At 63.9% G+C, this 12,397-nt stretch carries 10 protein-coding genes; 1 reads left to right on the top strand and 9 read right to left on the bottom strand.

Features of this window, described 5'->3' with window-relative positions; translation table 11 throughout:
• Positions 1–8: 8 nt before the first annotated feature.
• From HZB53_13140 to HZB53_13125, 4 genes are all read right to left on the bottom strand, one after another.
• Positions 9–842: an FAD binding domain-containing protein gene (locus tag HZB53_13140; protein ID MBI5878587.1), complete on the bottom strand. Its 834-nt coding sequence runs from the start codon at positions 840–842 to the stop codon at positions 9–11.
• Between the two features lie 68 nt (positions 843–910).
• Positions 911–3,253, bottom strand: coding sequence for a tetratricopeptide repeat protein (locus HZB53_13135; GenBank protein MBI5878586.1), 2,343 nt, complete (start codon positions 3,251–3,253; stop codon positions 911–913).
• A complete protein-coding gene (locus HZB53_13130) occupies positions 3,253–3,885 on the bottom strand; it encodes a hypothetical protein (protein MBI5878585.1) in 633 nt (210 codons plus the stop codon). The genes HZB53_13135 and HZB53_13130 overlap by 1 nt, the downstream gene beginning before the upstream one ends.
• A 16-nt stretch (positions 3,886–3,901) precedes the next feature.
• Entirely contained in the window at positions 3,902–4,897 is a 996-nt protein-coding gene (locus tag HZB53_13125) for an LLM class flavin-dependent oxidoreductase (GenBank protein MBI5878584.1), read from the bottom strand.
• Between the two features lie 367 nt (positions 4,898–5,264).
• Here HZB53_13125 and HZB53_13120 point away from each other — a divergent pair, with 367 nt between their 5' ends.
• Entirely contained in the window at positions 5,265–5,771 is a 507-nt protein-coding gene (locus HZB53_13120; protein MBI5878583.1) for a hypothetical protein, read from the top strand.
• A gap of 29 nt (positions 5,772–5,800) precedes the next feature.
• Here HZB53_13120 and HZB53_13115 read toward each other — a convergent pair whose 3' ends face one another.
• The 5 genes from HZB53_13115 to HZB53_13095 form a co-directional block, all read right to left on the bottom strand.
• Entirely contained in the window at positions 5,801–6,730 is a 930-nt protein-coding gene (locus HZB53_13115) for a carbon-nitrogen hydrolase family protein (GenBank protein ID MBI5878582.1), read from the bottom strand.
• 238 nt (positions 6,731–6,968) lie between these two features.
• A complete protein-coding gene (locus HZB53_13110; GenBank protein ID MBI5878581.1) occupies positions 6,969–8,603 on the bottom strand; it encodes a hypothetical protein in 1,635 nt (544 codons plus the stop codon).
• A gap of 166 nt (positions 8,604–8,769) precedes the next feature.
• A complete protein-coding gene (locus tag HZB53_13105; GenBank protein MBI5878580.1) occupies positions 8,770–9,645 on the bottom strand; it encodes an ABC transporter permease in 876 nt (291 codons plus the stop codon).
• Between the two features lie 19 nt (positions 9,646–9,664).
• Positions 9,665–10,609, bottom strand: coding sequence for an ABC transporter permease (locus tag HZB53_13100; GenBank protein ID MBI5878579.1), 945 nt, complete (start codon positions 10,607–10,609; stop codon positions 9,665–9,667).
• Positions 10,610–10,682: 73 nt separating this feature from the next.
• Complete coding sequence (locus HZB53_13095; protein ID MBI5878578.1) at positions 10,683–12,347, bottom strand: ABC transporter substrate-binding protein; 1,665 nt, start codon at positions 12,345–12,347, stop codon at positions 10,683–10,685.
• Positions 12,348–12,397: the final 50 nt, after the last annotated feature.

The following is a 12,397-nucleotide window of genomic DNA, read 5'->3' as shown; positions in this document are numbered from 1 at the left end:
TGACCGGCCTAACGTGTTGCTTCTGCAAGCGCCCGCCGAATCAGCACAGCCACCATCGCGCGACGGTACGCCGCCGTTGCGCGCATGTCGTCGATAGGGCGCACCGCCTGCCGCGCCGCTTCGCCGGCCAGCTGCGCTTCACTGCTATTGAGTCCGCGGCCGTCGAGCAGACGCTCGATCTCGTGCAGGCGCACGACGGCCGGCTCCGCGCCGCCCACCGCCACGCGGGTGTCATGCACACGGTGTTCGTTCATGCGCGCGACACGCACCGCCACCGCGACGAGCGCCGCATCATGCGGTGTGCGCGCGACACGAGCGAACCCGAACCGCGCGCCGGCCGGCTGCACGGGCGTTAGTACCTCGGTGATCAGCGTTCCACGATCGAGCCACTGCTGCCGGTCGCGCGCCAGCACGTCGCACGGGACGACTTCGACGCCGCCGCTCCAGACCACGCGCGCCCAGGCATCAACGGCCACCAGAGCCACCAGCAGGTCGTTCCATCCGGCCGCCGCCAGCACGCCGCCCAGCGTGGCCGCCTGCCGCTCCGTATGCTGCGCCGACAGCGCAGCCGCCCGCCGCAGCAGCGCGCCGGCCTCGCCGCCAACCGCGCCGCCCGCAACCGCCTGCAGTGTCGTCAGCGCGCCGATGTGACAACCGTCCGGCTCATTCCGCACGTAGTTGAGCGGCAGACCCTGCAAGTCGACGACCATTTGGACGCCCGGCGCATCGCCGCCGAGCAGGCTGGTTCCGCCGGCCAGCGCCGCGGCCTCCGGCGCCTTGAGCAGCTTCACTGCTTCGGCCACCGTGCGCGGCCGCGCATATTCATTGATTTGTCGTGGCACAGCATCAATCCTTGCATACCGCGGCCGGGCCATGCCTGCAGCCGCACTCAATCGTGTATCGGTGCGCGTCAGCGCACACCCCAGATCCGCAGATTCGAAAATGCCACTTCGACATCGTTGTGCTCGACCGTCAGCCCGAAATAGCCGCGCGGCAGCGACGCGTCCGATACCCGCTTCAACAACTGCCCATTCGCATAGAACTCGAATGAACCGCCGCGCACCAGTACACCGAGACGATTCACGCCGCCGGCGATAACGGCCGCGCTCTTCGCCCAGTCAGACAGTTTGACCGCCTGCCCGGGGGAGACCTTCCAGATCGAGAACTGGCCGTTGCCATTGATCAGAAAGGCGTACGTGCGATTCGTCGAGCGATTGCCGTGCGCGGTCAGGCCGTAACCCCAATCGGGCAGGCCGCCGATGAAACGCGTGTCCACTTCGTAGTAGTAGTTGTCGGCCTCCACGCAGTCATCGCACTGCGCGCGCCAGACATCGTCCGGCACGGACGAGAAGAGGCGGTATTCGCCCCCGCCGATCTCCCCGATGCGGGCGCGGTCGATCCGCCCAGTCCACCAGCCATTCCAGTTGTTCGCGAAGTCGTCGGCGAAGCTCAGGTTACCGACGCTGATGGGCGCCGACGGGCGCGCGCCCGCCGGGAGATCAACCATCAGATCGGCCGCGGGCGCCACCGTGAATGCCCCGGTCGCCAGCAACTCGCCGTTTCCGTACAGCTCGACGTCGTAGCGACCGTTCTGCAAGCCGTAGCGCTGCGTGACGCTCTTGATGGCGGTACCGTCCGCGACCAGATTCCAGTTTTCGTTGTACCGCAGGCCAAACGCATCGACGCCATCGTGATATATCTTCCAGACCGTCTGGGTGTTCTTGTTCAGGCCACGGTACGAGAACATCGCGTAGATGGTCCGCGCATTGTCCGGGAACTCATCGCGAGCGACATATGAGCGAAACATGCCGTCCTCATCGGTCACTTCATTTCCGAATGTAAACGGCTCCACCTGTGCGCCGGTCAGCGCAACGACCTTGCCCGGATAGTACTCCAGGCGTACCATGGCCTCTTTGATGCGCTTGCGGTACTTCTCGCCCAGGGCCGGCAGCGCAGCGCGGTTACCGATATTGCCCGTGCTTGGCCGGTCGCGGCCCGCGTAGCAGTGCTGCCCATTCACCTGGCAAAGCAAATTATCGATGTCGTCCGACGCCGATTGCAGCATCAACCAGATTGATACCGGCGAACTGAGACCTTTATCCGGGGGCGCCATCGCGACCGCGGCGCAATAGGCAACGGCATCGTCATACGCCTTGTCCGCTACAGCCTGCCCCTGCGCAAGCATCGCCAGCGCAAGGTTTAGCATCGGTCCGCAGGCGCTCGCGTTCATCGCGACCGCCTGGCGGCTGTGCGCGATGCTCTCCGCGTAACGTCCGGTCATATACAGCGTCCAACCGAGATTCCATTGGTCTTCGTAGCGTCCCCCGCCGCGCGCCAGCGCTAATTCATAATCCCGGATGGCCAGGTCGAGCCGGGGCGGCTTCATGTTGAGGTACGCCGACCCGCGCTCCGCGTACGCCGCCGCGAAGCCTGGCGCGGCAGCGACAGCCGCATCATACCGGCCCACCGCATCGTCGAAGCGCCCCTGCCATGCCAACCCGTAGCCCTGGGCGTACTGCTCGATGGCGCGCTGCGGCAAGCGCTCGACCGGCGACACGAAGTTGGCCACGTTGCCGACAGACGCGGCCGCGCTCAACCCCAACCCGACCACCACCAGCAGCCCGCGCACCAGTCCGCTGACCGTCGCGGCCAGGCCGAACAAGAAAAGCACGACCGCGTAAATTGTGATGATGGCGACATAGTTGCTGGCCTTGGTATCCCACGAGCCGGATTCCAGCATCGCCGCTTCTCGACGCTGGCTGAGCAGCGTTGCCGTAACGACCCACGAATCGGACTCGTATAGCGAATAGTCGGGCACCCGGTATCCGTCGCTGGCGCGCACGCTGGCGTACGGCGGCAGCAGCAGCGGCGACAGCCCGGTCAACGCCTCCGAGGCGGTGATGAAAGCGGAGGCGGCCGCCTCGGCGCCGGACGTCTCAAGGTGCTGCGCCTGCGCGCGCAGTTCTGCATACTGGCGGGCGGCCACGTAGGTGCCAAACAGGTATTTCTGCTGGCCGGTGGATGCGACGGTCGAACCATTGACGGCGACCTGCTGCGCTTCGCGATTGAGGCGCGCGTTTCGCCCGGAGGCATCGGCCTGAAGCAGCGACGTCAGCGCGACGAAGAGCGCGACGGACGCGATAGATACGGCAAGCCAGCGCTTGAACGATTCATCGCGGCTGCGTGCTGCGCGCGGGGGATTCGTGCCGGCCGCGCGGCCTTCGGGCAGATCCTGCGGAGGGTTGAGGGGCATTATCCGACGAGTTCCACGAGGGCAGCCAGCACGGTGCCCAGCACAAACACGCCCAGTCCGAGCACCAGGAGGACGTGCCGGAAGGCGTTCTGAATCGCATCTGCCAGCGTCAGGCAGACGATGGCGAAGCCAAGCCAGATCAGCGCAAACAGCATCCAGTTGGCCTTCGTGCGCGCCTGGTCGGCCTGATCGAAATGCGGCTGCGGGTGTGTGTCCTTCTTGTAACTTAACGATTCACGGCTTTGCGCCAGCGCGCGGTTCACGTCCAACTGCTCGTTGCGGTCAATGTACGCCTGCGGAATGTAGTCTTCGAGGGCACGCCGAGCCGCGGAGTGGAAGGTCTCGGCGGGCGTCTCGAAACCCGGCACGTCCGCCAGCATGGTGTAGAGGCGGTCGTTCGCCTTGAACGCCGCGAAGCTGATCTGGTCGCCGAGCACCACGCTGCCCGCCTGCGCTCGCACCGACTGATCGTCTACGAGCGCCAGGATACCGCGCATGTCGGCGCTGCCCGCGTTGCTCGACGCGACCGAGGCGCGCCACGCGATCACCGCGCCAGCGACCGATACCACGGCGATCACGATCGCCAGAAACGTGCTGTAGCGGCTGCTGTTCTCGCCGCCGGAATCGCTCATGTGCGCTCCACCGTCGCTACTGCGCAAAGGTATCGATCATCAGCTTCACGTCGTCGCCCAGCGGATAAAGCACCGGGCAGGTGCAGCCGTTCTGTGTGTATAGAGCGACCCGGTCGATAACCTCGTTCGGCGTACCGCTCGCCGTGATTCGCTCGATCAGATCGTCGGGCACGAACTGCATCGCCGCGTGAATCTGCTCCTTCGTGGCCGGCCAACCGAGGATACTCTGGATGCGCTGCACGACCGCATCGCTCGTGCCGCTGGCTTTGGCGATATGCGGCTGCTGCGCCAGGTACTGCGTCAGCAGTTCTTTGGCCGCCTGCACAGCGCGGCCGTGGTCCCGGTCCACGGAGCAGACCACGAGTTGCGGGCGGTCGATCTGGTCGAGCGTGCGGCCCGCCTTGTGCGCTCCAGCCGTCAGCCGCTCGAGCGCGTTCGTGTTGTACTCGGGCGGCACGCAGTAGTTCAGCAGCACACCGTCAGCCATCTCGCCGGCCATCTCCATCATCGCATCACCGGTCGCGCCGATATAGAACGGCACGTTGCGCGGCGCGCGGCGGCCGTGCACGACGTCCAGTTCGATGCCGTCCACGTGATGAAACTCGCCATGAAACGTGACACGCTCCATGGCCAGCAAGCGGCGCATGACATCGATCGTCTCGCGCATCGCCTTGAGCGGCTTCTTGCGCTCGATACCGACATTGCGCGCCAGCGGATCCCACCACGCGCCGATGCCGCAGAGGATGCGGTCGGGAGCGAGGTCATCGAGCGTCAGAAAGGTGGCCGCGAGCAGGCCGATGTTGCGCGTCCAGTTGTTGATAACCCCACTGCCGATCTTGATGCGCGATGTCACGGCGGCGAATGCCGCCATCGGCACGATGGCGTCGCGCACCAACCGCGATTCCGCCTGCCAGACCGCCTCAAATCCGCGCGCTTCGGCGTACTGCGCGTACTGCATGCCTTCGCGGATTTCGTGCTTGTCCTGCAAATAGATGGCTACTCGTTCGGTCACGCTATCCTCCGCTGCGCGGCCGCGAACGCCGCGTCGTTATGCGAATTATACCCCGAACACGGATGCAAGTTCAACGCGCGGCGGACGGCGAAGTATATCGGCAAACGGTCGGAGGGCCAGAAACCAGCCGCGGCCCACCAACCCGTCATTCCGGCACGTCGTTGTCCGCCGACCAGCGCCGGAATCCATTCGGAGGCTGCGACATCGGAGATGCGCGCTCGTCGTTTGAGTGGATGCCGGCTAACTATCCGCCGGCATGACGGGCTTGTAAGTTCCGGCAGTAGCCCGTTGTGTCCGAGCGGCACAGGGCGCCGATTTGCGGCAGGTTCCGTCCCGGCTATGATCGACGCAGCCGGTGGCGTCACGCATGGACCAATGGAAATCGATCGCTCGCGTCCGGTTCCCGCTCATGGCGGCGATTGCCCTGTTAAGCGGATTGAGCTTCGTGATCGCCCAACAAGTGATGCGGCAGTCGGCCAACGATTCGCAGATCCAGATGGCCGAGGATGCCGCGCAACTGCTGGGGGCAGGCACCACGCCGGCGCAAGTCGACGGCGCGGGTGCCGTCGAAATCTCACAGAGTCTCGCTCTGTATCTGATCGTGTTCGACTCCGGTGGCAAGGTACTCGCGTCGTCAGCCCGACTGCATGGACTAGAGGTTGGCGCTGTTACATTGGCAGCCATCGGCTTCCAGGCGCAGATGGGTTTGCCGCGCGGCGCGCACTACGCTCAACACTCTCTGATCATTCAGTTTCAGCGTATGATAAGTTTTCGGCGTGCTCCCTTGCGATTGATGGTTGGCGCTAACAATCTAACAGGGTTTCGGCAATCCGATACGTTTTCTCGATTCAATCGCCGTCAACGCCAATTTTAGACCTACTGAGTCTTGCCAGCGGTGGACGATCAATCCGCCAACACCACGGACTTCCGGGCCGCCGTGTTCACATGCAGTTGAAAGATGTCCGGGCGCGCATAATGGCCGACCACGTCGAAGTCGTACTTGCCGCGCGCTATGGCGCCCATATCCAGGTCGGCCGTCAGCACCGCTGACTCGTTGAAGCATGGCCCGGCCAGCACCTCGCCCAGCGGCGACACGATGCTCGACCCGCCGCGAATCAGCACGGTATCCAGATTGGTGCCCTGGATCGGCGCATAATCCGCCGGGAAGTCGGATACACGCGCATACTGGCACGCCGATAGCACGAAACAGCGCCCTTCGATCGCGATTGTTCGCATCGTCGGCAGCCAGGTGTCGCGGTCGTCCACGGTCGGCGCGCAGTACAACTGGATGCCCTGCCCGTACATCGCCATGCGCAGCAACGGCATGTAGTTCTCCCAGCAGATCGCCGCACCCATACGGCCGAGCGGCGTATCCAGCACCGGCAAGGTCGATCCGTCGCCGTAGCCCCAGATCAACCGCTCCATGGCCGTCGGCATCACCTTGCGATGTTTGCCGGACAGTTTGCCGTCCGGCCCGAAGAAGAGCACAGTGCAGTACAGGGTACCGCCGTCGCGCTCGATCACACCGATCACAAGATGGAGGCCGTGCTTGCGCGCAGCGGCGCCGAGCACGGCCGTTTGCGGCCCCGGCACCGCCAGCGCACTCTCGTAGTAGCGGCGGAACCAATCGCGCCCATCCGGCGAGCGCATGCCGACACGCGCGCCAAAATCATGCCCCTTCGGGTAGCCGGTTAGGTAGGCCTCGGGGAAGACCACCAGTTGCGCACCTTGCGCCGCCGCCTCGTCGATACGGGTCAGCGCCTTCGCCAGCGAACGGTCCAGGTCAAACGCGCACGGGGCATCTTGCACGACGCTGGCACGAACTGTACTCATCGGTCCGTCCTCCTTGCGAAAAATTAGGGCGCATGCGACTGCACGCCGCTCAGGGGATACACCCGGGATTTGCCGGAGTGTCGAAGGGGCGCACCGGCGTGTGCGTCCTCACCTCGACACAGAGAGGGCAGACACGCTGGTCTGCCCCTGCCGCTGGCGCACCTCAGACACTGTGCGGGGATACACCATGATGTGGTAACGCCGCGTGCCGGTAGGCCACGCGCAATCGGGTATTGCGTTAGCCGCCGCGCGTCTTCATGCGCGCGCCGAACATGTAGCGCCACGGGTTCGACATTTCGCCGACTGGAACCTCAATCAATGTCGGGCCTTTCTGATCCAGGCCGATGCGGATTGCATCGCGCAGTTCCTTCGCGCTCGTCGCGCGCAGTCCCTTCGCGCCAAACGTCTCCGCCAGCTTCACGAAGTCGGGGTTGTGCAGGTTCGACGCGATGAAGCGACCGCCGTAGTCGTCCTTCTGCATGCGACGCACGTTGCCAAAGGCGCCATCCGCGAAGACCACCGTGACGAGCGGAATCTGGTGCAGCACGGCCGTGGCCAACTCCTGCACATTGTACATGAAGCCGCCGTCGCCGCTGACCGCAACCACCGGGTCGTTCGGGTGTGCCACTTTGACGCCGAGCGCCGTCGCAAAGCCATAGCCAAGCGTGCCCTGATAGCCGGAGTTGATCAGCGAGCGCGGGTGGTAGACCGGGTACATGTACGCCGACGCGTAACCGACCTGCGTCACCTCGTCCACCAGCAGGCCGTTGTCCGGCAGCACCTCGCGGATCACCTGCAGGAACTCGTACTGCGGCGTGATCGCCGCAAACTCGTCGTCGAACTCCTCCCTCAGCGCGCGCAACTCGGCCTCGCGCGACGCGCGCGCGCCGTTGTGCTTCGGCAGCGCATCGCGCAGCGCGGCCAGCGCCAACCTGGCGTCGGATATGATGCCGACGGTGGGCGGGCGGATGCGGCCAAGCTCGACCGGATCCACGTCGACGCGGATGATTTTCAGCTTGTTGTCCACGCCCCACTGTGTCAGCGGCCGCTGCAATCGCGTGCCGACCGCCAGCACGACGTCGGCATCGACCCACAGCCGGTTGCCCGCCGGGTAGTGCATCGACAGGTAATGTTTGTCGCTGATGACGCCCTTGCCGCTGCTGGCCGCGACCACCGGCGCCTGCAACATCTCGGCGACGGCCAGCAGTTCCAGCCCGGCATCGTCAGCGCCGCTGCCGATGAAGATCAGCGGCTTCTGCGCCGCGCCAAGCAACTGCGCGGCCTGCTCGATGCGGTCGGGCTCCGGCGCGATCGCCTCATAGTTCGTATTGGGATCGGTCAGCGTGACGTCGGCTGTCGTGGTCAGCACGTCCATCGGCAGTTCGAGGCCGACCGGACGCGGCCGCCCGGTGTTGAGCTGGCGAAACGCCTCGTCCACGTTGTGCTGCACCTGGGTCGGGTGCTCGATGCGCGCCGCCCACTTGGTCAGGCCGCGCATGATCGCCAGCTGGTCCGGCAGTTCGTGCAACATGCCGATACCGCGCCCGATCATGTTCTGTACGATCTGGCCGCTCAGTGCCAGCACTTTGGCGTTGGTCGCCCAAGCCGTCGAGAGCGCGGCGGTCGTATTGAGGAAGCCCGGACCCGGCACGACGGCGTATGCGCCAACTTTGCCCGTGGACTTGGAGTAGCCCATCGCCATATAGGCCGCGCCCTGCTCATGACGCGTGTGAATCACGCGAATATCACCGCCATAGTCGTGCAGCGCGACAAAGAGGCCGTCGTTCTGGACACCGGGGAGAACGAACAGCGTATCGACGCCGTGGCGCTGCAGCATTTCGACCAGGGCGCGTCCGCCCGTCATTCGAGTCATCAGTCGCTCCTGATATTATGGTTGGCCGCGCGTCTGGGCGCGGCGTTGCGGCTATTCTACCGCATCCATCGCCTTCCGTCTATCGCGCTGCGTCGGCGTTGGCCGGATGCGCAAAGAAAGGGCGAGACGCCTGGCGGCGCTTCGCCCTTCATGACTGCAATAAGCCCTATCGCCGGCGGAGACGCGGATCAAGCACGTCGCGCAGACCATCGCCGAGCAGGTTCAGCCCGAAGACGGTCAGCGTCAGCGCCGTGCCCGGGAACAGCATTGTCCACGGCGCCTGGCTCAGCACGATACGCGAGTCATTGAGCATGCCGCCCCATGACGGCACCTCGGGCGGCGCGCCCGCGCCGAGGAACGACAGTGACGCCTCGCCGATGACCGCCTCCGCAAAGATGAAACTGACCTGGACGATCAAGGGCGACACACAGTTGGGCAGCAAGTGCGTCGCGATGATGCGCTGTACAGTGCAGCCCGTGGCGCGCGCCGCCTCGACGAACGCCGTCTCGCTCAGTGAGAGCACGACGCTGCGTACCACACGCGCGAGGCGCGGCGTCGAAACAACCGCCAGCGCAATGATGACGTTCTCGACCGCCGCGCCGCGCGCGGCCATAATTGCTATCGCCAGGATAATGCCCGGAAACGCCATCATGCCATCAAGGATGCGCATCAATGGCGTGTCAAGCTGCCGGATGTAGCCTGCCACCAGCCCAACCAGCGTGCCCGCCAGCAACACGACCAGCGAAACGCCGAAGCCGACCGTCAGCGACAAGCGCGAGCCGTAGATCACACGGCTGAATACATCGCGCCCCTGGGTATCTGTGCCAAACAGGTGCGGGTCGCCCGGCAGTTTCAGGCGGTCGAGCGGCACCACCCTGACCGGATCATACGTGGTCAGGTTCGGCGCCAGAATTGCAAGCGCCAGCATAATGATCATGACCGTGCTGCCAATCATGATATTGCGGCGGCGCGTGAGCTGGCTCCACCACGAGGGTTTGGTAACAAGCAATGCAGAGGTTTGTGATATGGCGGTAGTGGTCATGAGTATTGTCGCTCCCGCCCTAGGCGTGCCGGATGCGCGGATCGAGGAACGAGTACATCATGTCCACCACCAGGTTGACGAGCACGTACACGGTGGCGATGGTCAGAATTGCACCCTGAATCACGGGAAAATCGCGCCGCCCGATCGCCAGAATCAGCAACTTACCCATGCCGGGCAAGTTGAATATCTGCTCCGTGATGACCGCACCGCCCAGCAATGACGCGACGATGATGCCGATGGTCGTCAGCACCGGGATAAACGCATTCTTGAGCGCATGGCGCAGCACCACCATCGACTCGCGCAGACCTTTCGCCCGCGCGGTGCGCACATAGTCCTGCCCTAGCACGTCAAGCATCATCGAGCGCGTGATGCGCGCCAGCAGTGCGCTCGACGCCAGGCCGAGCGTGAAGGCGGGCAGGATCATGTAGCGCAGCGACTCGCCGGCGTTTTTCTCAAGCGATTCGTAACCGGTGGTGGGCAGCCACTTCAAGCCGGTGGCAAAAATGAGAATCAGCAGGAGGCCCATAACGAATGTTGGGATCGACGCGCCGACAATTGCCATGCCGGTCGAAAAGACATCGAGCCACGATCCGCGGTAATGCGCGGCCAGGATGCCGGTTGGCAGGCCAATACAGATGGCAACCAGCGTTGCGAGGATCGTCAGCATGACGGTCGGCTGCACGCGCTCCAGCAGTGCGTCGCTGACCGGCTTCTGCAGGAAATACGACTGGCCGAGATCGCCTTGCACGATCTTGGACAGGAAGGCAATATACTGGACGGGCAGCGGGTCCTCGAGTCCCAGTTGCCGCCGCAACTCCATCCTGCGCTCCTCGGTGGCGTCGGGGCCAAGCATCACGCCGGCCGGGTCGCCGGGCACAATACGCAAGAGCAGAAACACGGCTGTCGCCACGAGCACCATGACCGGCACGGCCAGCAACAGGCGGCGGATAATATAGCGAGTCATATTGTAGTTTGTAGATGGAAGAGCGCACAGGGAGACCTGACCGGCCGTGGGCCGGTCAGGTCCGGATGCGCTGTTAGGCCGTCACGCCCGCATTGAAGAAGAACCAATCCGGGAAGTTGACATAGCCGCCGATCTCCTTGCGGATGCCGCGCAGCAGGAAGTTGTCTCCCAGCTTTACGAATGGCATCTGCTTCCAGACCAGCGCCTGCATCTCTTCGAAAAGCGGCTTCTGCTTGGCGATATCCGACTCGGCGACGATGCCGTTCAAAATGCGATCGCGTTCCGGGTCGTCCCACCAGCCCGGCCACGACGCCGCCATGAACGGATGCGTCGCCGGATGCGTGTACGAGGAATGGCCAGTGAGGAAGACGTCGTAGATATCCGGATTGGCGCGGTTCTTCACCAGCGTCGCCCAGTCCGACACCTGCAACTCGACCTTCATGCCGGCCGCCTCAAGCTTTTGCTTGATGTACTCGGCAAACTTATAGTTGTAGGCGTACTCTTTGGTCGCCAACCAGCGGATCGGCTCGCCCTTATAGCCGGCGTCCTGCAGAAGCGATTTGACCTTAGACAGGTCCACCTTGTTGTAGTTCTCTGCGCCCGCCTTGCTGTACCACGCCGTTTCCGGTGCGTTGATGCCCGGGTCGAGCCGCCAGAAGTCTTTGTTACCGAAGCCAGCCGCCATCGCCTCTTCGCAGTTGATCGCAGCAGCAACCGCCTGGCGTAGCTTCTCGCTGGTGAACATGCCCTTCTTCTTATTGAAATGCGGGCAGTACCAGTAGTACGGCTTGACGATGATCGGCAAAGCCTGTGACGCGGACTTTAGCTGGTCGTACTGGTCGCCGTCGAGTGTGTCGGCATACTGGAAATCGCCATTGATCAGTCCGTTCAAACGCACGGCAGCGTCCGGCGTGGGGATAAACTGGATCTCGTCGAAGAACGCTTCGCGGCGGTCCGCCGGGCCCGACTCCTTGCTCTCTTTCGGCGCGTAATCGGGGTACCGCACGCCGCGGATATAGCGGTCGGTGACGTACTCGGCCAACTTGAACACCCCGGTGCCGATCAACTGATCCGGCTTCAGGGCGTTCTTTCCCGCGGCGTTGGCGATATCCGCCGGCAGCATGAACGCCTCAGCCCGCGAGAGGAAATCGAGCAGAATGCCGGTCGGCGCCTTGAAGATCATGCGCACGGTCGACGCGTCGGGCGTTTCGAACTTGTCAAACTGCTTGAACACGGTCTGGCCGCGACCCACGATCTGGAACCAGCGGTTGAGCGACGCCGTCACGTCGCCGGAGTCAAACACCTTACCGTTGTGGAACTTGACGCCCTTGCGCAGCTTGAACTCGAAGACCTTGGCGCTTTCGGTGATCTTGTAATCTTCGACCAGCAGCGGCTTGGCCGCGTAGGTCATATCCTGTGTGAACAGGCCCTCGAAGAACTGCTGCGAAATATTGTTTGTGATCGTCGCCGTCGTGAACATCGAATCCATAATGTTGGGCGGCTCGCCAAGAATGGCCACTTTGAAGATTGAGCCCTTCTTGATGGCAGGCGGCTTTACCGCGCCGGGCGCGGTCGTACCGGCGGGCGCGGGGGCCGTGGTCGGGCTAGCGCCCGAAGGACCGCAGGCAGCCAAAACAACCGCCGCCATCGACGCGGTGGCGCCGAGGCGAATGAACTGGCGGCGAGTTAGGCGGGTGGACGCATGTTCAGTTGTAGAGGTCAAATTGGAAATCGGCATGCTCTCCTCCTACTATGATGGCGGGCGAGGCCATCGCTCGATCGGCAACG

The sequence above is a fragment of the Chloroflexota bacterium genome, from assembly GCA_016235055.1.
GTDB lineage: Bacteria > Chloroflexota > Anaerolineae > JACRMK01 > JACRMK01 > JACRMK01.
The sequence above is the reverse complement of the archived record's forward strand: the minus strand, read 5'-3'. Positions and strand labels throughout refer to the sequence as shown.